18 protein-coding genes are annotated in these 24,932 nt (G+C 39.5%); 9 read left to right on the plus strand and 9 right to left on the minus strand.

The genetic code is table 11. The features are described from left to right. Nucleotides 1-882 carry an exopolyphosphatase gene (locus ASG14_RS16845; protein WP_056872240.1) on the plus strand — a complete coding sequence of 294 codons (882 nt, stop codon included), beginning with the start codon at nt 1-3 and terminating at the stop codon, nt 880-882. Here ASG14_RS16845 and ASG14_RS16850 read toward each other — a convergent pair. The 5 genes from ASG14_RS16850 to ASG14_RS16870 form a co-directional block, all read right to left on the minus strand. Beyond that, nucleotides 879-1,244 carry a DUF5655 domain-containing protein gene (locus ASG14_RS16850; RefSeq protein WP_056872241.1) on the minus strand — a complete coding sequence of 122 codons (366 nt, stop codon included), beginning with the start codon at nt 1,242-1,244 and terminating at the stop codon, nt 879-881. The two genes, ASG14_RS16845 and ASG14_RS16850, sit on opposite strands and share 4 nt — an antisense overlap. Before the next feature lie 8 nt (nt 1,245-1,252). Then, complete coding sequence (gene pgl / locus ASG14_RS16855) at nt 1,253-1,978, minus strand: 6-phosphogluconolactonase (protein ID WP_056872242.1); 726 nt, start codon at nt 1,976-1,978, stop codon at nt 1,253-1,255. Between the two features lie 97 nt (nt 1,979-2,075). Continuing rightward, nucleotides 2,076-3,590: a glucose-6-phosphate dehydrogenase gene (zwf, locus tag ASG14_RS16860; protein ID WP_056872280.1), complete on the minus strand. Its 1,515-nt coding sequence runs from the start codon at nt 3,588-3,590 to the stop codon at nt 2,076-2,078. A gap of 25 nt (nt 3,591-3,615) precedes the next feature. Next, nucleotides 3,616-5,031, minus strand: a complete 1,416-nt coding sequence (gene gndA, locus ASG14_RS16865) for an NADP-dependent phosphogluconate dehydrogenase (RefSeq protein ID WP_056872243.1) — start codon at nt 5,029-5,031, stop codon at nt 3,616-3,618. A gap of 82 nt (nt 5,032-5,113) precedes the next feature. Next, complete coding sequence (locus ASG14_RS16870; protein ID WP_056872244.1) at nt 5,114-5,872, minus strand: ROK family protein; 759 nt, start codon at nt 5,870-5,872, stop codon at nt 5,114-5,116. A 155-nt stretch (nt 5,873-6,027) separates the two neighbouring features. On the opposite strand from ASG14_RS16870, the gene ASG14_RS16875 reads away from it, so the two are divergent. The 7 genes from ASG14_RS16875 to ASG14_RS16905 all read left to right on the plus strand — a co-directional run bounded on the left by ASG14_RS16875 (nt 6,028) and on the right by ASG14_RS16905 (nt 17,250). Next, nucleotides 6,028-7,245, plus strand: a complete 1,218-nt coding sequence (locus ASG14_RS16875; protein WP_056872245.1) for a sterol desaturase family protein — start codon at nt 6,028-6,030, stop codon at nt 7,243-7,245. A 664-nt stretch (nt 7,246-7,909) separates the two neighbouring features. Beyond that, a complete protein-coding gene (locus tag ASG14_RS16880; RefSeq protein WP_235528611.1) occupies nt 7,910-11,020 on the plus strand; it encodes a SusC/RagA family TonB-linked outer membrane protein in 3,111 nt (1,036 codons plus the stop codon). Nucleotides 11,021-11,029: 9 nt separating this feature from the next. Then, complete coding sequence (locus ASG14_RS16885; RefSeq protein ID WP_056872246.1) at nt 11,030-12,598, plus strand: SusD/RagB family nutrient-binding outer membrane lipoprotein; 1,569 nt, start codon at nt 11,030-11,032, stop codon at nt 12,596-12,598. Between the two features lie 17 nt (nt 12,599-12,615). Then, the gene (locus ASG14_RS16890) at nt 12,616-14,124 is read left to right on the plus strand and encodes a DUF5689 domain-containing protein (protein ID WP_157274970.1); all 1,509 of its coding nucleotides are present in this window, start codon (nt 12,616-12,618) and stop codon (nt 14,122-14,124) included. A gap of 89 nt (nt 14,125-14,213) precedes the next feature. Further along, nucleotides 14,214-15,623 (plus strand): calcineurin-like phosphoesterase family protein, encoded by a 1,410-nt coding sequence (locus ASG14_RS16895; RefSeq protein WP_056872248.1) that lies wholly within the window; start codon nt 14,214-14,216, stop codon nt 15,621-15,623. A gap of 11 nt (nt 15,624-15,634) precedes the next feature. Further along, nucleotides 15,635-16,534, plus strand: a complete 900-nt coding sequence (locus tag ASG14_RS16900) for a glycerophosphodiester phosphodiesterase family protein (protein WP_056872249.1) — start codon at nt 15,635-15,637, stop codon at nt 16,532-16,534. 23 nt (nt 16,535-16,557) lie between these two features. Continuing rightward, nucleotides 16,558-17,250, plus strand: coding sequence for a GDSL-type esterase/lipase family protein (locus ASG14_RS16905; RefSeq protein ID WP_056872250.1), 693 nt, complete (start codon nt 16,558-16,560; stop codon nt 17,248-17,250). A gap of 73 nt (nt 17,251-17,323) precedes the next feature. On the opposite strand, the gene ASG14_RS16910 is transcribed toward ASG14_RS16905, so the two are convergent. Continuing rightward, nucleotides 17,324-17,770, minus strand: a complete 447-nt coding sequence (locus tag ASG14_RS16910) for a hypothetical protein (RefSeq protein WP_056872251.1) — start codon at nt 17,768-17,770, stop codon at nt 17,324-17,326. 68 nt (nt 17,771-17,838) lie between these two features. After that, nucleotides 17,839-18,615, minus strand: coding sequence for a LexA family transcriptional regulator (locus ASG14_RS16915; protein WP_056872252.1), 777 nt, complete (start codon nt 18,613-18,615; stop codon nt 17,839-17,841). Between the two features lie 132 nt (nt 18,616-18,747). On the opposite strand from ASG14_RS16915, the gene ASG14_RS16920 reads away from it, so the two are divergent. Then, entirely contained in the window at nt 18,748-19,098 is a 351-nt protein-coding gene (locus ASG14_RS16920; protein WP_056872253.1) for a GIY-YIG nuclease family protein, read from the plus strand. Between the two features lie 57 nt (nt 19,099-19,155). On the opposite strand, the gene ASG14_RS16925 is transcribed toward ASG14_RS16920, so the two are convergent. Then, nucleotides 19,156-22,305 (minus strand): basic secretory protein-like protein, encoded by a 3,150-nt coding sequence (locus tag ASG14_RS16925; protein WP_056872254.1) that lies wholly within the window; start codon nt 22,303-22,305, stop codon nt 19,156-19,158. Between the two features lie 124 nt (nt 22,306-22,429). Beyond that, nucleotides 22,430-24,874, minus strand: coding sequence for a transglycosylase domain-containing protein (locus tag ASG14_RS16930; RefSeq protein ID WP_056872255.1), 2,445 nt, complete (start codon nt 24,872-24,874; stop codon nt 22,430-22,432). Nucleotides 24,875-24,932 lie beyond the last annotated feature (58 nt).

Below are 24,932 nucleotides of genomic sequence, written 5' to 3' on the forward strand. Positions count from 1 at the left end.
ATGTTAAGATACGCAGCCATTGATATTGGCTCAAATGCAGTTCGTTTGCTCATCGCAGATATCAGTAAACAGGATGGCCTGTACAAATACAAAAAAAATACGCTAATTCGTGTGCCCTTAAGATTGGGAGACGACGCTTTTTTAGACCAGAATATATCTCCGAAAAAAGCGGGTGATTTGGTGAAAACGATGGCAGCCTTTAAAAATCTGATGGACGTTTATCACGTTACGGAGTATCTGGCATGCGCAACTTCTGCAATGCGTGAGGCTGCAAACGGACAGGAAATTGTGAAGCTTATTAAGGAAGAAACATCGCTTACACTCGAGATAATTGAAGGACAGCGGGAAGCAAACATTATTTATGCAAACCACATCGAAAAGGATTTAGACCAGAACAAAACTTATCTATACATTGATGTTGGAGGAGGCAGTACCGAATTGTCTGTTTTTGTTAACGGGGTTCCTGAGGCTTCAAAATCTTTTAACATTGGCACCATTAGAATGCTTGATAACCAGGATAAAGAAGAAACCTGGGAAGAAATGAAGACCTGGGTTAAGGATAATACCAAAGCTTATAAACACCTTGCCGGAATTGGCACCGGAGGAAATATTAACAAGATTTTTCGCATGGCTGAAGAAAAAGATGGGGCGCCAATGTCACTACAAAAACTAAATTCCTTGTATAACCGGTTAACCAGTTATTCTTTAAAGGAGCGGATTCATGTTTTAGGATTAAATCCCGATAGGGCCGACGTAATTATTCCTGCCTGCGAAATTTATTTAACGCTGATGAAGTGGACGGGAATAAAGCAAATTTATGTGCCTAAAGTTGGTATGGCCGACGGAATAATTAACCTGTTAATTGAAGAAAAACTTTATTAAGCCCGCTCCAAACCCAAAACTGCCATCTTCATATAAGCTTTAACCTCTTCGTTTAGATCATCTTTATGATAAATGCGAAGGTGATGATTAAACTGCCGGGTTCCCGGAACCTGGGCAATTTTACTAAAGCAAAGGTTATCTGTAAATGGTTGGCTAAAGTGGAAAACAATATGAATGTAGTTTTTTCCTAAATTGGTTATATGGGCATAATTATGATTTCCCTCAATAGCAATCATCGATTTTAGAGGTCTCACATTTACATCGCCCAGTTTGGAAAACTCGGCTATAAAAAAACGGAATAACGCTAAAGTGTATTCCGTTTTCCCGTTCAGGTAAGCTGATAAATCTTCCCCTTCAGACATGATATTAACTAATCTTCGAGCAGTTTAGTTGCAGCTTCATCTACAAACCACGTTAATTTTCCATCGATTGGATTTATCAATTGCGCCGGGTAAGTATCGAAATCTTTCTGTTCATCGCCGATAACATGTTTCAAGGCCTCAGCTTTGTTCTCTCCAAACGCTAAGAACGCTACATTCTCAGCTTTGTTAATTAGTGGAGCAGTAAAACTGATGCGGTAGGTATTTAACTTTTCTACAAAAACAGATGCCACATTTACCTCTTCATCCTTCACAAGGCTGGTGTGTGGAAAAATTGACGCAGTGTGCGCATCATCACCCATACCCAGCAAAATTAAGTCGAAAACAATATCACTTCCACCAAAGTGGTTATCAATTTCCTTTTTGTATTCAATGGCAGCCTTTTCCGGAGCTAATGTCGTGTTTACATAAAAAATATGGTCTTCAGCAACATTCAGGTTGTCGAAAAAAGTTTTTTTGGCCATTAAGCCGTTGTAATTTTCATCATCGGCTGGTACATTACGTTCATCGCCAAAGAAAAAATAAACCTTTTCCCAATCGATACGGTCTTTGCAATCTGTTGATAAAAGTCTATACAATTCTTTTGGAGAGTTGCCACCTGTTAAAACAAAATTGAAACAGTCGTTCTCCTCGATAGCCATTTCGGCAATTTTGATAACATAGTCCGCTAAATCCTGGTTTAATTCTTCGATGGTTTTGTAAATAAGTAGGTTCATGATTTATGGGTAAAATAATTTCGGGGCACCAGGCAAACTTGATCGATTGCTCTTTCAGTATAAGATTGCTTAGCGCCCCGTGATCACAAATTAAATTTTAGTCTTTATTTTTCAAAGGCAAGTTAAACCAGTGGAAGCCATCCCTGGCAATAAGTGCTTCAGCTTCTTCCGGCCCCCAGCTGTCTGCAGGGTAGTTAGGGAAATTGATTGATTTCTTACTTTCCCAGGTATTCAAAATCGGCATAACCAACTCCCAGGCAGCTTCAACCTGATCGCCACGCATAAATAAGGTTTGGTCGCCCATCATTGCATCAAGTAACAGCGTTTCGTAAGCTTCTGGCGTATCGCCTTCATAGGTTCCCTTATAATCGAAAACCATATCAACCGGATTTAAAACCATATCTAAACCTGGTCGTTTTGCCTGTACCTGCATACGAATACTCATTTCTGGCTGGATGCTGATCACCAATCGGTTTTGCTGCCAGTTTTCAGTCACATCCGAAGAAAATATCTGGTGTGGAACGTCTCTAAACTGTATAGTTATTAATGATGATGTCTGATTCAAACGTTTTCCGGTTCTTAAATAAAACGGAATGCCTTGCCATCTCCAGTTATCGATGTGGAATTTCACAGCAGCAAAAGTTTCAGTATTTGAGTGCGCATCTACACCTTTTTCCTGGCGGTAGCCCGGTACTTCTTTACCTTCTACCCAACCTTTACTGTACTGACCGCGAACAGTGCCGAAGCGGATATCTTCAGAAGAAAATGGCCGCATAGCTTTTAATACTTCAACCTTTCTATTTCTGATTTCGTCGGCATCGAATGTAATCGGAGCTTCCATACCGATTAGGCAAAGTAGCTGAAGCAGGTGATTTTGAATCATATCACGCAAGGCTCCTGCGCCTTCATAATAGCCACCACGGTCTTGAACGCCAAGTTGTTCGGTTACAGAAATTTGCACATGGTCGATATACGAACGGTTCCAAAGCGGCTCGAACAGCGCATTTGCAAATCGGAAAGCCATCATATTCTGAACGGTTTCCTTACCCAGATAATGATCTATACGATAGATTTGTTTTTCGGTAAAGATTGTACTCAACAACTTATTCAACTCTTTTGCCGATTCTAAATCGTGGCCAAATGGTTTTTCAATTACAATCCGGCTGTTATCTTCGTTCTGTGTAAGCTTGTATTTCTGCAAACATTCTGCAATAACCGGGAAAAAATTAGGCGCCACAGCGAGGTAAAAAATTACCTGGGTGTTCGCACCATATTCTTTCTGGTACTTTTCTACAGCGGCTTTTAAATTTTCAAAAGTTTTTGGCTGAGCAAAATCGGTAGGGCAGTAATGAATTGTATTCCCAAAAGTATTCCACTTTTCCTTTTCCACTTTCCCTGAGCGGGAAAATTCATTTACGGCTTCTTCTAAAGCGGCTTTGTAGCTATCGTCTGTAAATTCAGTTCTACCAGTGCCAATCACGGCAAACTTTTCGGGCATGTAACCCTCTATAAACAAGTTATATAAGGCAGGAGCAAGCTTACGCTTATTTAAATCGCCAGTTCCGCCAAATATTACAAATATTGTTGGACTTAACGCTGTATTTGATTTCATTTTGATGTTTTTAAAATCGAAAGTATTATGATAATTTATTCCAATCGGCATGGAAAACGCCTTCCTGATCGATACGCTCAAAAGTATGGGCGCCGAAGAAATCTCTTTGTGCCTGAATTAAATTTGAAGGCATACGTCCGGTTGTTATCGTATCGAAATAGGTTAGGGTAGAAGCAAAAGCCGGAATGCCCAAACCAGAATTTACACAAGATGAAACCGTTTTTCGAATTCCGCCTAGCGTGCCTTTGATTACGTTTTGAACGTTACCATCGCCAAACAAATGTTCAAGGTTGTTGTCTTTTTCATAAGCCTGGTAAATATCTTCTAAAAATTTAGCCCTTATAATACAGCCACCACGCCAAATTTTCGCAATTTCCTGAAGTTTTAACCCGTACTGGTATTCTTTTGAAGCCTGTACCAGGAGATGCATGCCCTGAGCATACGCACTTATCATCGAAAAATAGAAGGCATTCTCAAGCTCATCAACCGTTACCTCAATCTTCGTATCTTTTTTTCCAAAATCATTTTCCAATGATAAGCGTAGTTGTTTAAACTTAGATAAATCGCGGTTTGATACGGCTTCATTAATTGTTGGTATTGGCAACTGCAATTCCATTGAAACCTCAGAAGTCCATTTTCCCGTACCTTTAGAACGGGCTTCGTCTTTAATCTGATCTAATAAATCGATGTCGGTATCACCATCCTTGAATACAAAAATCTCTGCCGTAATTTCGAGCAAAAATGATTGCAACCGGCCTTCATTCCACTTTTTAAAAACTTTGTAAATATCCTCGTTTGTGTAGCCTAAACCATTTTTTAAAATGCCGTAAACTTCCGCAATAAGTTCCATGATTGCGTACTCAATACCATTGTGTACCATTTTAACAAAGTGGCCGGAAGCGCCCGGACCAATGTAAGTTACACATGGCTCGTTATTTACTTTTGCGGCAATTGCGTCAAATACATCCTTAACTACATTGTAAGCCTGTTTGTCGCCGCCCGGCATCATACTCGGGCCGAAACGGGCGCCTTCTTCTCCGCCCGAAATTCCCATGCCAAAAAAATGAAGACCGTCTTTTTCCAATTCATCAACGCGGCGATTGGTATCAGTAAAGTGTGAGTTTCCGCTATCGATAATGATATCGCCTTTGCTTAACAAAGGTTTTAATTCTGCAATAACACTGTCTACAATTGGCCCGGCCGGAACAAGAAGAATTAAAGTTCTCGGCGAAGCCAGGCTGGCAATAAAATTCTCGATATTATCAAAACCTTTAAGGTTGTGGCTTTTGCCTTCGTCTTCAAGCTTTGCAATCATCTTATGATCTTTATCGTAGCCTGTAACCGAAAAGCCTTTATCGGCCATATTTAGCAAAAGGTTGCGGCCCATTGTGCCTAAACCTATCATGCCCAGTTTATATTGTGTGGATTCGTTAGTCGCCATTTTTTATATTTTAATAAATGCCCAAAATTAGGGTTTACAAATTAATATTCTCATTAGTGGTTTTAAAACATTCTACTCAAACTCACTTATCGGGGGTCAAAGTTGTAATGTTATTTCCATCTGATAACTTCCAAAGGTTCGCGCCACCTTTAATACCATCCCTGTTCGAAACTACTTTGATGTTATCTTCCAGTTTAAAATCTATTTGTTTAGAATTTCCCCCACCTATATATAAGGTATCGTAATTAAAAACTGTTTTATAAATATCGATAACTTTTTTCAAACGCTTGTTCCATCGTTCGGTGCCGATTTTTTCGTAAGCCTTATTGCCAATATAATCGTCATAATCTTCCTCTTTATTAATTGGAAAATGTGCAAGCTCCAGGTGAGGAAGTAAGCTTCCATCAAACAATAAGGCAGTTCCGAAACCGGTGCCTACTGTAAAAACAATCTCAAAGCCTTTTCCTTCAACAACGCCGAGTCCTTGCTGGTCTGCATCATTAACAAGTCTTACTGATTTTTTTAGCGCATTGGCAATTCGCTGACCTAAATCTACATCTTCCCATTTATTTTTGGCAAGATTTGGCGCTGTTTTAACAATGCCGTTTTTTACATAGCCCGGAAAACCAACTGAAACTCTATCAAACGTATCGGGGAAAGGCTTAATTAATTCGATAATCCCTGAAATAATATCTTTCGGCGTAGCGCCATCAGGTGTTTTTAATTTCAGGTATTCGGATAACATGTTGCCATTTTCATCTAATAACACAGTTTTTATACTGGTTCCGCCGATATCTATAGATAAAACATTGGTATTTTCAGCTTGTTTTTTTGTTGCCATAATTATGCGTTTTGTGATATCGAAGTTCTACAAATAAATTAAAACAACAAACATAAATCCATAATGGAAGTAATTTATGTGTAATAAAATAAACTACTAAGTCTATAAGATTAATAGAATATTTTTAAGTTTGTGTCGTTATCACTAAAAAAGCTATGGCAGACATAAATTACCTTGCATTTGCAATTCCAGCATTTTTCTTATTTGTTTTTATTGAATATAAACTTGCCTGGCGAAGAAAGGGTGTCCCAGTGTTTAAATATCAGAGTACAATAGCTAATTTTAGTGTTGGTATTGCAGAGCGGTTGCTTAATTTATTTATTGCTGCAAGTTTCTATCAGCTATACAATTGGATTTATGTTAACTATTCTTTATTCGAAATTTCGGATAAGTGGTATGTCTGGATATTTTTATTGCTTGCAACAGATTTAGTTTGGTACTGGTACCATCGCTTGGGGCATGAAATCAATTTGCTTTGGGCTGCACATATTGTCCATCACCAGAGTGAAGAATTTAACTTATCTGCTGCAGCCAGAATTACCACAATACAAGCTATTTTCAGAAACGTGTTTTGGTGTATTTTGCCGCTGTTGGGTTTTCATCCAGATATGATCATTGTGATTTTACTTGCTCATGGTGCTTATTCATTTTTTACGCACACCCAGCTAATTGGCAAAATTAGGTGGCTAGAACACGTTTTTATCACACCATCACTGCACGGTGTTCATCATGCATCCGACGAAAAGTACCTGGATAAAAACTATGGCGATGTCTTCGTTTTTTGGGACAAGATTTTTGGAACATTTCAAACTGAAGAAGAATTGCCAAAATATGGATTGACCCATCCAATAAAGAGTTATAGTTTTTTGTGGCAACATTTTCATTACTACCTTGAAATTTTGGAAGCCTATAAACAAGCAAGTGGTTTCAAAGCTAAATGGAATACACTTTTTGGAAGCCCGGCGCTTATGGATCAGGAAATAAGACCAAAGCTCGAATCAAAATATTTTCAGCGGAAAAATGCTGCAAAAATTCGATTTAAGGGCTATGTAAATTTTCAAATGATTTTAGTGGTGGCGCTTTTAACTTTTACCACCTTATTTTTCGGGCAGATGAAATCTTTAGATGCATTTGCTGCATTAATATTTACCATCCTCACTCTTATAAATATCGGTGCACTTTTAGAGCAACGTAAGTGGATTTATTACCTGGAATGTTTCAGGCTGATTTTCGTTTTTGCGTACGCATTCTACACTTTTGGTATCTTCGGTTTCTTAATATTTCCAGTTGCCGCACTAATCGTACTCGAACGCACAATTGCGCTGCGTTCGCTCTATAATAAATACGTGTTAAAATATCCGCACACCAACTAAGAGCGATTTCTACTTCTTTCGAAATATAGCGATACGTAATTGTTACAATCGAGTTCTTTCGTATTGTTCGTTATATAAATCATTGCAGTAACAATATTTTACCCGAATAAAAGTTAGGATCTTGAATTGATATTCTTAAAAAATAGTGCTATAATAGTTTATAATTGCGGTCTATTGGTTTTTATGATGTTTATTATCACACGACTGGCATCAGCAATACCGCTCTTTTTAATTTGTTATTTCCCATTTCAATTATTTGTTTTTAGTTTCGATTTGTTTTATTAATTTTAATTAACGAAACATTAAATAATATAAAGCTAATAAAACGCAATATTTTAGCCATTGCTTTTATAATTTTAACAACTGCTTAATATTAATTTAATGTTGGTGAGGTTATTTTGCCGACGTCCGGATTTAAAATAATTTAATTAACTATTCCTATAATACTAACCGGATATTAACAATTATGAATGAAATTTCTACCCAACAGAAATGCAGATTTCAATGCGTGTGGCCAGTAACTGGAAGCAAGCCCGACAATCTCAAAAAACATCAGGTATTAACTAGTTATCGACGCTTGCTTAAGTTGCTGAGCTTTTTGCTCTTCATAACATTCTTTTGCACAAACAGCGTTTTTGCACAGCAGTCGCAGCAAAATATTACTGTGAAAGGAACTGTGCTCGACGAGGATGATAACCAGCCATTAATCGGTGTTACCATTACCGATGGCAATAAGAAAACATTAGGCTCAACCAACAACGATGGTGTTTATTCGGTATCGGTACCAAAGGGCACAACAGTTGTGTTTAATATGTTGGGTTTTACAGCGGTAAGGCGGGTGTTTGAAAAAAACGAGACTAACATTACCATTCGTTTAAAATCGTCCTCAAGTCAGTTAAATGATGTTGTTGTAACGGCTTTGGGTATAAAACGCGAAGAAAAATCGTTAGGTTATTCAACAACCAAAGTAGACAGTACGGCATTTACAAATGCCGTTGCAAGTAACTGGACAGACGCACTTTCGGGTAAAGTGGCAGGTTTAAATTTGGTTAGAAATAGTGGTCCGGCTGCCTCTAACAAAATAATTTTACGTGGCGAAAATAATCTTACAGGCGATAATGAAGCCTTGATTGTTATCGATGGTGTTGTGGCCAGCAGCTCTGCCCGTCGTACGGCGGCGTCATCGGGCGGCGTTTACGGAACTTCGGGCGACATTATGCCACCGGATTTTGGCTCGGCTTTAAACGATTTAAATCCGGATGATATTGAAAGCGTTACCGTTTTGAAGGGTCCTGGTGCTTCTGCACTCTATGGGCAGCGTGGCGCAAATGGCGCAATTATTATCACTACAAAATCTGGTGGTAAAAACAGCAAAAAGCTTAACATTACATTTACCTCAAACAGTACCTGGGAGCAGGTGAGTAAAAGTCCGGACATTCAAAATCAGTACGGCCAGGGTCAGTTTGGGGTTTCTTATTTTTCTTATGGTGCAACAGAAGATGGACCGAGTACAAATGGTACAAGCGCAAGCTGGGGCGCACCGTTCGCTAATGGGGGGATGTATTACCAATATGATCCAATTACAAAAACCCGTGGCTTAACCAGAACGCCATGGGTTGCTTATGATAATCCGGTTGATGCCTTTTTCCAAACCGGTTTTGAATCGTCAAACTCTGTAAGTTTAGATGGTACTTACAAAAAAGTGGGCATGCGTTTTTCTGCAAGTCATGGAGATAATGAATGGATTGTTCCAAATACCGGCTTAGAACGCACATCGGCCTCATTTTCTGCAAATGCAGATGTGACCAAAAAACTAAATATTAATTTCAAAGCTGCTTACAACAACAGACATAGCGACAACCTGCCGGCCACCGGATATGGAAACCAATCTTTAATGTATTGGTTTATGTTTGCACAGCCAAATGTAAATACAGATTGGTACCGCGACTACTTTGCGCCCGGAAAGGAAAATGTTCAGTTCGTAAACATTACGACAACTAATCCTGAAAGCCCGTACGCAATCTCTGAACAATACATCAATAAACAACGTAGAAATGGTATTTTGAGTAGCCTGCAAGCGAATTATAAGTTCACCAACGAGTTAAGCTTATTAGTTCGTGGATCGATTGATTACAATCATGACATCCGTGAAACACAACGCCCATGGGACGCTGCAGGAAATAAATTTGCACAAGGTTCTTATCGTTTGCAAGACATTGATTCTTATGAGATCAATGCAGATTTCCTCCTTAAGTATGATAAGAAAATCACGGAGGATTTACGTATGACTGCAAACCTTGGCGGAAGTCAGATGCGTAATCAATACAGTAAATCAGAGCTTCGAGCTGATGGCTTAGTTGTTCCGGGCCTTTACAGCTTAACGAACAATGCAAATCCATTGGTTTCAGTTCCTGATACCGCCCGTTATAGAATTAATAGTTTTTATGCGGCAATTTCTTTTAGCTATAAAAATTACCTTTATCTTGATTTGACAGGCCGTCAGGATTGGAGCAGTACACTAGCCACGCCATTTAGAACAGACAATGTTGGCTTTTTCTATCCATCCGCGAGTGCATCATTCATCCTTTCAGATTTTTGGAAACTTCCAAGCCAGATTAGTTTCTTTAAACTTCGTGCTTCTATTTCTCAGGTTGGTAGCGGTGGTACAACACCATATCGTACTGCTTACAATTATAATCTTGCTTCAAACGGTATTTATCCGGATAGTGCGATGACTAATCCATCTATTTTGCCAAATCCAAACCTTAAGCCACTCAAAACCACAACTATAGAAGTAGGTACTGAATTACGCCTTTTTAAAAATCGCTTGAACTTTGATTTCGCAGCCTATCTGGGAAATACGAAAAACCAGATTTTAAGTCGCATTGTGGATAGAGCAACTGGTTACAATGTGGCAGTTTTCAATGTTGGAAAAGTAGAGAACAAGGGTATCGAAATAGCGGTAAATGGTACGCCGGTACAAGCCGGTAAATTTAAGTGGGAACTTACAGGAACCTTTACGGCAAACCGCAACAAAATTGTAGAACTTGCAGATAGTTCGGTTGTATTAAGAACTGGCGCCCTGGGCGGTGGTCAGATTGTTGCAAACGTTGGCGGCAGCATGGGCGATTTATATGGAAATGGCTATTTGCGTTCGCCAGACGGACAGATTATTTATGACGCAAATACCGGTAATGCAAAAACATCAACTGGTTTAGTTTTTCTTGGCAATACGATGCCAAAATTCAGGTTCAGTTTTGGTACAACACTAACTTACGGACGTTTCAGCGTAAACGGTTTGTTCGATGCTCAACTTGGTGCTGTCGCACACTCCCTTACATTTTCAAGAATGGCTGCTTTGGGTAAACTGAATTTAACTTTGCCGGGTAGATATAATGGCGTTATTGGCGACGGAGTGGTGCAGAATGCGAACGGAACTTTCCGACCAAATGATGTTGTTGCAACAAACCTGGAGAGCTTTTACACTTCACTTTACGGTTCAGACCAGGCGGAAGGAAGTGTTTTTCGCACAGATTATTTGAAGTTCAGGGAAGCGAATATCACATTTGCTTTTGGACAGGTTTTTCTGAAGAAAATTGGTTTCACTAAGCTAACCATTGGCGCTTATGGAAGAAATCTGTTTATCTGGTCGCCCTGGCCAGCCTTCGATCCTGAGTTTGGTACCTTGTCGGGAACCGATATTGTTCAAGGTTTTGAAACCGGACAGCTACCGGCAACCAGAACTTATGGTGTACGTTTAGTTGTGGGCTTATAAAAAAATAGTATGAAAACGATAAATAGACTAACTAAATATATATTACTTGCAGCAGTCAGCGTAACGGCGCTTTCCTGCAAAAAAGATTTTAACGAAGTAAATACCGACCCGATTGGCAAATCATCGGTAACTGCCAGTCAGCTTTTGGCACCGGCGCTGGTAAATGTTTTATCGGCAAATATGGTGCGTAACCGCAACTTTAACAATGAGTTGATGCAGGTTACAGTAGACATTAGCGATTCAGAGGGAAAAGTTTTTAGGTACGATGTTAGGCGCACCTGGGCAGATTATACCTGGAATTCCTGGTATCTTGAATTGACAAACCTTCGTGATATTTACACCATCGCCAACAGGCCGGAATCCTTAAATGCATCTTACAAAGGGATTTCCCTAATAACACAAGCATGGGTATTTCAGTTGTTAACAGATGTTTATGGCGATGTACCTTACACGCAGGCAAATCAAGGAAAGGATGGAGTTTTTGAGCCGGTTTTCGATAAACAAAAAGATATTTACTTAGACTTGTTTAGCAAACTGGAGGAGGCGAATAAATTATTGTCTGAAGGGAAGGGAATTGCCGCAAGTAGTGATCCGGTTTACCAGGGCGATATAAGTAAGTGGCGCAGATTCGGAAACGCTCTTTACTTAAGGCTGTTACTTCGTATTTCCGGCAAAGCCGAGGTTAGCGCTCAGGCGATTGCGAAAATTAAAGAAATAGCTGAAACCAATAAATCAGCTTATCCAATAATGGAAAACAATACCCACACCGCGAAAATATTATGGAATGGAACCAATAGCAGTACATCTGTCTATTCGTCGCCTTTTATGATAAATGTACGGGCGGTGGATTTTAGAACACCAGCGATAACCAGCTTTTTTATTGGTAACCTCGCCAATTGGGCAGATCCACGTGTAAATACAACTTTCGGGGTAAATGGTGTAAGCAGATTTGGCATTTCGCCGGGGCCGGCTGGTTTAATTGGCGTACCGAGTGGTTATGACGCAGGTACATCTATACTAAAACAATCTTACTTCTATTCTGACGCACAAAATGCAGGTGTTACCTTACAAACCGATCCGTATACCGGCATCATCATGAATTGCGCTGAAGTTGATTTTATTCTGGCCGAGGCGGCAGCTAAAGGATGGATTTCCGGAACCGGTGAAAGTTATTATTTAAAAGGCATTGCCGATGCAATTAATTATTGGTTGCCCACCCGCTTTACTACTGTTTCTGACCCAGCCTTTACCAACTACGTTATTGCTGCAGATATAAACTGGAATAACAGTTTGCCTTTGGAAAATACGGCAGCTAACTCATCAAGTAAAATGCAGCTGATTCATTTGCAAAAATATTACGCAATGTTTTTAGTCGATTTTCAGCAATGGATTGAGTACCGCAGAACCGGCCATCCGTTTCTTCAAAAAGGCACAGGACTTGCAAATGGTGGTAGAATGCCTGCCCGGTTAAATTATCCTTTAGTTACACAATCAACCAATCCAACAAGTTATAGAAATGCCGTGGCATCGCAGGGTGCTGATGACATTAATACACTTGTTTGGTGGCAAAAACCTTAATCATATCAAAAATTAATATGAAAAAGACAATATTTTATATCAGTGCACTAATTTTATTTTGTGCCACTTGGATGGGCTGCAAGCGTGAAACCGATTACATTGGCGTTTCCGTTAGTCCTTATATTTCTAATTTTGATTTGCGGAAGCTTTTTAGAAATTCAGATATTACGTTAAACAATGAAAATCTTGGCGGCGCCGATTTCATAAAAGGTGTGGTAATTTCAAATCAAACGGGAAGCAATGCGCCAAGTGGCTTGCTGGTTTTACAAAATAGCCGCATTGCCGGCAGTGGCATTGATTCGTTACGCGGTATCGCAATCAATATTGGCGCCGACGCAGCAAAATACATTCCCGGCGACTCTGTGCATGTGCGCATAACAGGTGCTACACTTAAAAAGGTTAGCGGAATGTTGCAGTTGGCAGGCGTGCTTGCCTCGAACATAGAGAAAAAAGCATCGGGGAGAGCCATTATTACAAGAGCTGTAAATACTGCAGCGCTGGCAAGCAGACCTGGGTTCTACGAGAGTACATTAATTACGATAAGCAAAGGAAATGTAGACCCGGTACCAACTTCAACTACGAAAGTTGTGGGTGATAAGACCATCAATGATGGTTACGGAACGGCGGTTGTTCATACAGAAGCCACTTCTACATTCGCCAATGAAACCATAACACCATTTGCAGATTTTACTGGTATTGTTTTTAATACTGCTACCGGTCCGCAAGTTTGGCCACGTACTTTTGATGATATTTTCCCGCTTGCGGTAATTAAGCCATCGGCCCTGGTAATTACGGGTTATTTAACAGATCCAAGTGGTTCTGACGCTAATTACGAGTACATACAGTTTAAAGCAACCAGAGATATCGATTTCAGCGCAACACCATATTCAGTTGTGGTGTGCAATAATGCAGGCATTTTAGCTGCTCCGGCCACTGGATGGGCATTGGGTGATATCAGAACCTATAAAATAAACCTGAACACAGGCTCAGTTAAAAAAGGACAGTTTTGTTATGTAGGAGGTAATAAAAATATTTGGGGAGCCGGCACAACTAACATCGCATCTGGTGTTTGGATTAGTAGCACACAATATTCTACTGTGAACAGTGTTGATTTTGGAACTGCCACATCCAACTTGTTGGCGAACAGTGGCAATGTTGCCGGCATTGCTGTTTTCGAAGGGCTTGTGGTAACCGGAAACAGTATCCCGCTGGATGTAATTATGTACGGAGGTAACGGGGCGGTTTATGCCGCAGGGCCGCCAGAGGCTGGTTATCGAATCACAAATACAGATAAGTACAGTACGATTCAAAACAGAAAAGCAGTGGCGTTTTATGGAGCCGGAACAAATACAAGTAAATTTGCATTTCCATCTACCGCAGGTTATTTCACAATGCTTGGAGGTGTTTACGATGCCAAAACAGGTTTGTGGAGTACGGGAAGGGCCGCACAGTTCATCCAGCTTACTCCAACTTCACCTTTAACCACAATTGAAACTCAGGCCGGCTTTACCACCATCGTTAACTAGCCAGCATAACAGTTATAATATTCTATTGGGCTTGTCGAAATAAAAGAAATGTTTTGGCAAGCCCGATAAAAATCATCTTATCCTAAAAAATGAATAGAAGATCCTTTATTCAGAAATCGGCAATATTAGGCACCACGTTGTTTGTTAGCCTTAAATCATTTTCGTTTACAAGTTTATCAGAGCGTAAAATCTCGGGTAAAGTAATTAGCAAAGGCAAGGGTATAGCAAACGTGGTCGTGTCCGATGGATTTAATGTAGTACAAACTGATAAGTCGGGCAATTACATCATAGAGGTAAATCCAATGGCGAAATTTATCTGGATAAGTACACCGGCCGGATACGAATTTAAAACAGAAAGTTATATTGCTAAACACTACGAAAGCGCTCTGGGTACAAACAGCTTAAACTTCGAGCTTAGCAAACTAAAGCAGGATGATAACCGCCATAATTTTATAATCTGGGCCGATCCTCAGGTAAAAAATAAAAAAGACGTTCAGCAAATGATGGAAACCTCTGTTCCTGATACCATCAAAACCATCAAAGCAATGGACCCAAAAATCCCTGTTCATGGGGTTACCGTTGGCGACATTGTGTGGGATAACCATGAGCTATTCGCTGATTACAATACAGCAGTAGCTGCTATGGGCATTCCGTTTTTTCAGGCGCTGGGTAATCATGATATGGACTACCGGATGGGTGGCGATGAAACCTCCGATAAAACTTTTCAGGAACATTACGGGCCAACTTATTATTCCTTTAATAGGGGTAAGGCGCATTATGTAGTTCTTGATGATGTTAGATACCTGGGCGTAGAGCGAACTTATGATGGCTTTATTACGCAGGCACAGCTGGACTGGCTGGCTAAAGATCTCAAATTTATATCGAAAGATGCTTTGGTCATCATAAATCTTCATATTCCTGTGCACAATGCGGTTAAAAACAATGCCGATTTTTATGCAGTTTTAGCTGGCTTTAATAACGTTCACATTATGTCGGGGCACACGCATTACAACCGTAACGTGATAACCAACGGCATTTTTGAACACAACCATGGTGCGGTTTGTGGCGCATGGTGGACTGGCCCGATTTGCGAAGACGGAACACCTCGTGGTTATGGCGTTTACGAGGTTGATGGAACGGATTTAAAATGGTACTATCAGCCAACCGGTTCTACACAAAAGGAACAGGTTCATATTTATGTTGATGAACTTACCAACCAAAAGCGGCTTATCGCAAACGTATGGAATTGGGATCCAAAATGGAAGGTTGAATACTTTTTAGATGGAAAGGCAATGGGCGTTCTCGAACAGCAGAAAGGTTACGATCCGTTATCGGTAAGTTTATATAAAGGTCCTACTTTGCCGGCAGGAAGAACTTTTCCCGAGCCGAGTAAAACTGATCACTTATTTGTAGCCCATTTCGAACCCTCCGTTAAACAGGTTAAGATTGTGGCGACAGATAGATTTGGTGTAAAATATCAGGCTGATTTTACTGCTTAAAAAACTTAAATATGAAACTTTTGAAATCTCTATCGGTAATCCTTATAACTGGTATTTCGGTTAACGCAAGTGCCCAGATTGCACAATTTCCGGCTTTTAGTGCAGAGGCACACCGTGGTGGCCGGGGCTTGTGGCCAGAAAATACCATCATCGCCATGCAGAATGTGATGAAAATTGATGGCATTACTACGCTCGAAATGGATACACACATTACAAAGGACGGGAAAGTTGTGGTAACGCATGATGATTATCTTAGTCCTGGTTTTATGCTTACTGCAAGCGGAGAAGATATCCCGGCAACAGATGCTAAGAAATATCCAATTTTTCAGATGGATTATAAAGATTTAAAAGCGTTTGATTTGGGTACAAAACCTTTGGCTGGTTTCCCTCGTCAGCAAAAGATTAAAACCTACATTCCTTTGCTCGAAGAATTAATTGATGCCGTACAAAAAGACATCAAAGCGAATAAAAGAAAACAGGTGTTTTATAATATTGAAACCAAATGTGATATTGCCGGAGATGGTATTACAAATCCTGAACCTGCCGTTTTTGTGAAAAAGCTTATGGATGTTATCGAGAAGAAAAAAATAACGCCGTATGTTGTAATTCAGTCTTTCGATAAGCGAACCATTCAAATCCTTCACGAGAAATATCCAAATGTTAAAACTTCGTTTTTGGTTGCAAACAAAAAAACTTACGAAGAAAACATTACCGACTTAGGCTATAAACCTTTTATTTTAAGCCCGGTTTGGCAAATGGTAACCGACGAAATGATTAAAAAGGCACATGCCGACGGCGTAAAAGTAATCCCATGGACAGTAAACAAAGTTGAAGACATGAATGCACTGCGGACTTTAGGCGTTGATGGAATTATTTCTGACTATCCGGATTTACTGGTTCAATCTAAATAATTATCTTTAAATAAAAATGATTTATGAAACTGCTTCCAAACAAATTAATTTTCGCTACCTGCTTTTTTCTTAGCGTTGGGTTAGGCGGTTTAAAGGCTCAAATTGTTAAATGGGACAGTACATATCGGCCGGGCAAATACGCAGAATTAGTGCAGAAGTTTAAAGCAGAACCAAAAACGAAAAAGGAATTTATTTTTTTAGGAAACAGCATTACCGCAGGCACGGATTGGGCAACGCTCTTAAATTTACCGCAGGCTAAAAACAGGGGCATTTCTGGCGATATCACTTTCGGTATTTTAGAAAGACTTCAGGAGGTTATCGACAGAAAACCAGCTAAGCTATTCATCCTGATCGGGATAAACGACATTTCGAGGAATATACCGGATAGCGTTATTTTGCGGAACTATAAAACAATGATAAGAAGAGTTGAAAGTCAGTCGAAACGAACGCACATTTATTTTAATACACTTTTGCCTGTTAATGCATCATTCGAAAAGTTCAAGAATCATTATGGAAAGGATAATCACATCCTTTGGCTGAATGACGAGATAAGAAAATTTGCTTCGAAAAAAGTTACCGTTGTTGATTTATACCCGGTTTTTGTAACTGATGATAAAAAACTAAAACCCGAGCTTACCAAAGATGGTTTGCACCTGCTTCCGGAAGGGTATAAAGTTTGGGCCGACTACCTCAACGCAAACGATTATCTGAAATAGTTACCATTGCAGTTTATTATAAAACAGAAAAAGCGCTCGATATTCGGGCGCTTTTTCTGTTTAAAATTTATTTTTAGCCTTGAGCCGGCGGACTTGAAACAACTGGTGCTTTATCTCTTCCTCGTCCCATTCCTCTTCTCATTTTCCCGGCTTTTTCTTTAGCCTCTGCCCTGAAGGCATCCAATTTTGATTTTTGGTCGTTGGTTAAAATCTGATCTAAATCGGCTTTGCTTTTTTCTAATTCGGCTTTGCGTTCTTTCATTTTTCCTTTTATTGCCGCCTTATCTTCGGTTCTGAAAGCCTCCATTTTCTTTGCCCTGTCCAATTCAATCGCATATACTTTCTGCTTTTGATCGGCGGTCAGGCTTAATCTTTTTTCCATCATGCTTGTGCTTTTTTCGGCACGTTGCTCGACAGTTAATTTAGCCATTGGTCTTTTTGCCCGTTTGGCAGAATCTTGTGCAAAAGTTGCCGTAAATCCCATTACCGCAATTGCCATTGTTAAAATTAGTTTTTTCATCTCTATGTGTTTTAAACTAATAGATATAAAAAACGCACAACGGTTTAATCTCAACCTGTTAAAAGATGTTAATTCTTGTTTAACTGAGAAATAGATTTTTGCATTTGAGACATCATCTGCGTTAATGTTTCGATGGTTGGATCCGGTGCTGGCTCGGGTAAAGAAGTTGATATGTATGCTTTAGCCCGCCAGATTTCTAAAATATCATCTGCCGCTATTGTATAAGCATCGTATACTTTATTGTCAGAAATTAATTTTAAATCTTTATTTTCCCTGAAACGATTACCGGCTCTTTTATAAACAACACCTTCGTTTTTACTAATAATTATGTAGGTTTCGCCAGTTTTAACTTCATTCCAGTTATCCAAATACTCACCAATAATAACGCTCCCTGGTTGTACCGGTAACATACTATCACCCATTATTTCAAAAGCACGAAAAGTTCCCTGGCGTAAAGCAGCAATTGGCAGCTGAAACTTTGGAAGGTCGCTTATATATTGAGGATCAGAAAAACCATTTAAATAACCTGCGCTCGCTTTCACAGGTACAAGTTCGATATTTTCATTATCGTTCGCATCAACCGAAATACTGAGTACCCTCAAGTTAGAACCCGAACTTTTTGGTTTGGGTTTCCAGCTGTCTGATATCTTTTCATTGATGAATTCATCTATCGTTAAATCAAAATATTCAGCTATTTTCTTTAGTAAATCATATTTTGGTTCAGCCCTGTCTTCTTCATACGCACCAATAAGCGATCGCTTTATCTCCATAATATCAGCGAATCCTTGCTGTGTATGGCCTTTTTTCTTCCTTAGGTACTTTAAGTTGTTTGAAATATTCGACATAAAAATAAATTTTAAAATAAATTTGGAAATACTAAAATAGTTAGTAATTTTATGCTCATAAAGTTAGTAATATTATTTTGATTTGCAAGAAGGTATACTAAATAGTTTAGTTTTAATTTTAAACACGTTATTATGAAAAAGTTTGTTTACATCGTTACCGACAGAAATCGTACAAGTATGCACGTAGGCATGAGTTCTGATTTGATCAAGACACTGGATTTCTACAAGCAGATGCCAAACCTGTTTTTTGATAATGGAAAGCAACTAACCCGTTTGGTATATTTTGAAGAATTTAAAACGGAAGCGCAAGCTTTAAGCCGCTTTAAATTGGTTAGCAGATTTACCCGTATGCAAAAAGAGCGGTTGGTAAGAGCTTGTAACCCGGATTGGATAGACCTTACGCTTGGCTTAGATTTTGAAAATATCCTGCTGCACAGAAACGTTACCAATCAGGTAAAATTGTCATTCAGCAGTATGTCATAGTATAAAACAAAAAAAAAGGCTTTGTAAATATCAAAGCCTTTTTTTATCTACTCAAGGCTACCAACCGGGTGCAAAGGTTAAGCCAAATACACCGGTTTTAACATCTTTCCTTTGAAAGGGAATGGCGTAATAAGGTTCAAGTACAAAGTAACCAAACACGTTTACTCGTAGTGAGATACCAACGCTCATAACCGGAACCCGCTCATTTGAGCTCTGATTTGCACCAACGATTTGCCCGTTTTCGTCAAAAATTGGGGTGGTAGTGTAAGCGGGCTCTTTTTTAAATACAACTTTGGTATCATTTGTCCAGGCAACGCCGGCATCAAAAAATAAGTTCAGATCCGTAAATAAGAACTTAGAAGGTATTGCGGTAAGTTTTTTCGGCCCGGTGAAAGGTAACCGAACTTCGAAATTAAACACAGCTAGCTTACTTCCGCTTAGCTGATTTATGTCGTAGTTGTTGCCAATGGTTGAGGTGTTGTTTTTATAAATTGAATTGGCCTCGTAACCACGAATTAGATAAGGATAACCAACATACATTGGGTAAAGCCTGTCGGCATCACCACCAATTCTCAAGGTGTTATAAGAGCGAACGGCAAGTGTAACTGGTTTGATTCTCCAGTATTTACGTAAGTCTGCTGTGATGCCTGAAAAACGATAAGTGCCGAAATAGAGTTCGCCACTTACGCGGTATCTGAAACCATCGAGTGGGGCAGTGAGGCCAAAAATGGAGTTGTCTCCAATAAATCCTGCGTTTAACTGGTAAAGTGTGAAAGAATTAAAAGGTACTCCGTAATCTTTAGATGCCTCTTCATTCGAAACCTTCCCTCTATCTGAACCTAAATAATAGCCATCTGTGCTGTAGTAATTGCTATATCTATCAATTCGATAACTGTAATGTGAAAAAGCACCTCCTAATTCGAACCTGTGAATTTTGCTAAAAGGGTACGAACCAAACAACTGAACCTGGTCTTCGAAAGTTCGGATAATATCGGTTCGGTAATTAATTGCATCGGTAGTGGTGCTGCCGGTTGGCAATTGCTCAAATCCGTAAGAACTAAAACCTGAAACGTATGGAATGTGAGACACGGCAGCACCCCAGTTTATTCTGCTTTTCTGATTTATATAGCCAACAAGTCCTCCAAAATCATAAATTTCGCCATTTACAGATAAGTTTGCAACGATTTGGTTTGTCCCAAGTATATCGCTAAACATACCAATTATTCCACCCTGAACACCTGTTCCAAATCTGCTGGTTGACACGCCGACACCGCTGTTTGCGAGATAATCTAACTTAAATTTAGGTTTGTATGGAACAGTTTTCATCGAATCGGCTACAATCTTTTCAAACCTATCGAAGTTATTTAGATTTGAATTGATGATGTTTACGCCGATATTTTCCATTGGAGGGAGGATTGCGGCATCAAAGTTTTCTTCCTGGTTGTTTATCCTTTTAGGCTTAAATTTATCGAGGTTGGCATTGTATAACGTATACCGTTGGTAGCGATAGTAGCTATAAACAATGTCATTAGTTTTCGAAATGGAGATTGCCGGAGAAAATTCTGTAATCCCACTTATACCTGTAAAGTAATCAGTTAGCTGGTCTACAGCGTTATCGGCGAAGCTATATTTGTAGAGGTTCCTGAAGCCATCCCTGTTCGATAAGAAATAAACAAATTTGCTGTCCGGAGAAAATTGTGCATTTAAATTATTTGCCCCGGCAAAAACATTTAGGTTGCTTACCGTTTTGGATTCAATATCGAAAACGGCAAGATTTATTGGGTTAACAGCGGCAATATTATTATTCTGAATCGCTGCTCTATCCGAAGAAAAAACGAGTTTTCTGCCATCGGGCGAATAACTCGGGGCGTAGTCTGAATATACATCATTGGTAATCTGCGTAACCTGTTTGCTATCTAAATTGTAAGAAAAAATATCGCTTTGTCCTTCAACCATGCCCGAAAAAGCAATATCTTTTCCATTTGGCGACCAAGTTAGGTTGCCAAACTGTGCTACAGCGCCCATTGCAGTCTGAGAAACCGTCGAGCCATTATCAACGTTGATAATCATCATTTCATTTTTGCCGTGACTAAAAATGCTGAATGCGAACTGTTTACTATCCGGCGACCACGCACCGGCAGATTCAATAAAATTGAAATCGTCTATGTGGCCATTCGAAATCTGGCTTGTTAATTTCCTTATTATCCTGCCGGTTTTTGCGTCGGCCAGGAATAGGTCTATCCCAAACAAGTCTTTTTCAGACATGAAAGCAAGGTATTTTCCATCAGGACTAATCGCAGGAGCAACGTTCATATTTCCAGCGTTTTTATTGTCGATAATTTTAGTCCCGGTGATTTTTATCTGCGAACTATCTGCCTTTAACATCGGTTTGTAGTGCGCATCAATTGCGTTTTTCCACAAGCCAGATAGTGTTTTATCATCATAGCCGAAAGTGTATCGAATTGCATTTTCATATCCGTACTTCGCCGTATTTTTAAATAATGGAACAATGGTTGTATCACCGTATTGTGAACCAATGTAAGTCCAAAATGCTTGTCCGTAGCGATATGGAAAGTATTTATTCGAATTTGTTAAATCCTTTAGCGAAGGAATATCACGGTTTAACATTGCGTCGCGCATCCACATCGATGTAAATGCATCACGCTTTCCGATAGACAGATACTCAGCCATTCCTTCAACCATCCACAAAGGAGTTTGCCCAACATTTTCCAGACTTATGGAATCCTTTTCGAGTAATAAATGATATTGGAAAGCATGAACAAGTTCATGGCCCAAAACATGCCTTGTTTGACTGTTTAGTTCCATTACCGGCATAATTACCCGGTTTTTTAAGGCTTCCGTAACGCCACCTGTGCCTACACCAATTTCGCCATTAAGCGCTGTAGTTTGTTGAAAATCTGGGTGGTTGTTATAAAGAATTACAGGATTCTTTTTCAAAAAAGTATCTCTAAAAACCTCCTGATGCATTTTGTACCAAGTCTCGGCATCCTGAGAAAACTTTTTCAGCAAGCTTTCATTCTTCAGGTAATAATAAATTTCAAAGTGTGGAGTCTGTAAAACCTTAAAATCAAGGTTTTTGTACCTCACCTTGTTCTGACCAAAATATTGTGCCTGAACCGATAAAGACAAAGTGGTCAGGAGCAACGCCAGTATAAATTGCTTTAAAATAGTAGCGCTTATTTTCATACGTTTTGGTTTAATGTGTGCAGTATATTTAAGGACTAAGTTTTCGAATTTTACCCAAAAATAAAAATAGCGATTCTTAGAATCACTATTTTTATCTCAAAAGTTTTTAGAATGGGAATAAAACTTAATTATTTCCGTTTTTCTTTTTTTCACGTTCTTCCTGTCGTTGTTTCCGTTTTAATTCACGCTCTTCTTTTTTTGTTAAGGGTACAACAGCCGCAGGTTGAATGGGAGCAGGGTCTGGCTTTTTCTCTTCTTTTTTAATTTCTGTTTCTGTAGTTGGCGTTGGCGCAGTCGGCTCCTGGTTTTCAGGTACCGCAAAATCGGTCGAATCAACCACAACGCTATCTGTAGAGGTTGTATCTTCTACAATGCGTGGACTTGGACAGTTAATTGTCCGCGTAATATCTACAGTTGCTTTAGGGAAGGGGCCGTAAGTATATCCTGAAGTAGGGTCGTGGTAAACCTTTTCCATAAACTTGGCAAAAATAGGCAAAGCGGTTCGCGAACCTTCTCCTTGCTCGCCATTCTTAAAATGAGCAGTGCGCTCATCGCAACCCACCCAAACGCCGGTTACCAAATCCTTAGTAATGCCCATATACCAGGCATCTACATAATCGGAAGAGGTTCCGGTTTTACCACCAATTTGATTGTTCTTTTTCCATAAATCCCACTCCCAGAGCGCTTGAGACGTTCCTCCAGGTTCTTCCATGCCCCCGCGGAACATATATAACATCAACCACGCAATCTCTTCCGTTAAAACCCTTTTTGTTTTCGGTTTAAAGTCATCAATTACATTGTTATCCTGGTCGGTTATCTTTTCGACTAAAATCGGGTCGGTTTTAAGGCCTTTATTCAAAAATGTGCTGTAGGCTTTTACCATTTCGTAAACAGAAACATCGTTGGAGCCGAGGCTCACTGACGGTACAGATTCGAGGTGGCTATCGATGCCACACTCATGCGCCCACTTTACCACATTATCCCAACCAACTTTCTCAGTAACTTGTGCGGTAATGGTATTCACCGATTTTGCCATAGCCCACCTTAAACTCATCTCCCGGTAGGTAACGCTGTAATCGGCATTTTTAGGTTCCCAGTATTTTGTTTCACCTTTATCCTGATAAGCAATTTTAACAGGCTTGTCGGTAAATTTATCGCAGGGATTCATGCCTTGTTCCAGCGCAGTTAAATATGCAAAGGGTTTAAAGGTAGAGCCGGCTTGTCGCTTAGCCTGGTTAACGTGGTCATATTTGAAGAATTTATGGTCGATTCCGCCAACCCAAACCTTTATTTTTCCGCTGGCTGGCTCCATGGTCATCATACCAGTATTCATTATTTTTCCGTAATACCGAATTGAATCGAGCGTTGAAAATAATGTATCTCTATCGCCCTTATAAGTAAAGATTTGCATCTTTTTCTTTTTATTAAAATAGGCGGTAACAGAATCTGGGTTGTTTGGAAATTTCTTTTGAAGCAAAGCATACACAGGCAAGTTCTTCATTGCCCTATCGGGATAATCAACCTTTTGTTTCTCAGAATCATACCACGGGTCTTCGTTACCCCAAACGCTATAAAACCTGCGTTGCAGTGTTTTCATTTGTTCCTGAACTGCTTCTTCTGCATATTTCTGGAGTTTTGAATCGATGGTTGTATAAATTTTCAATCCGTCTTCGTACAAATCATAGCCGTTATCCTTGCACCATTTTTCGAGGTATTTTGCAACGGCAGCACGTAAATAAGAGTCGCCATCGCTGCCATCTTCCATTTTACCCTCTTTCAATTTAATCGGTAATTTTGAAAATTCTGCCAGGCTATCCTTACTTAAGTATTTGTACTTGTTCATTTGGCTTAACACCGTATTACGCCTTACTAAAGCCCGTTCAGGATTTTTTGTCGGGTTGTAAAAAGATGTTCCTTTCAACATTCCAACAAGTAAGGCAGATTCATTAGTCGATAATTCTTTAGCTTCCTTATCAAAATAAATACGACTCGCAGTTTTTATTCCGTAGGTATTATTGCCGAATGATACCGTATTCAGGTACATCGTAATGATGTCATTTTTCGAGTAGTTGGATTCCAGTTTTACAGCGGTCATCCATTCCTTCAGTTTAAATACAATGGTTCTAACCAAAGGAATCTTTGATAAAAAGCCTTGCGACTTGTTGTAACGCGTACGGTATAAATTCTTTGCTAATTGTTGTGTAATGGTACTTGCACCACCATCTTTACCAAAACCGATTACAGCTCGCCCAACTGCCAGAACATCGATACCCCAATGTTTATAAAAGCGCACATCTTCCGTAGCAACCAGGGCATTTAACACACTTGGCGCAATTTCATTGTAATTTACAGGCGTTCTGTTTTCTTTAAAATACCTTCCGATAAGTTTGCCGTCTGCTGTGTAAAGTTCTGAACCCACACGCAGCGTCGGGATTTTGATGTCATGATAACTTGGCGAGTAACCAAATAGCCATAAAAAATTTAGTTGAAGTGCAGAGAAAAATATTATTATAAAAAAAACACAAATTGCCGAATAACGTAAGTACTTGTTTTTTATCTCTTTAAACATATTGGTTAAGATGATGTATTTGGTAAAAGCTTTGGCGTTAAATATAAAAAACTCTAAA

The sequence above is a fragment of the Pedobacter sp. Leaf194 genome (genome assembly GCF_001423945.1).
Taxonomy (GTDB): domain Bacteria; phylum Bacteroidota; class Bacteroidia; order Sphingobacteriales; family Sphingobacteriaceae; genus Pedobacter.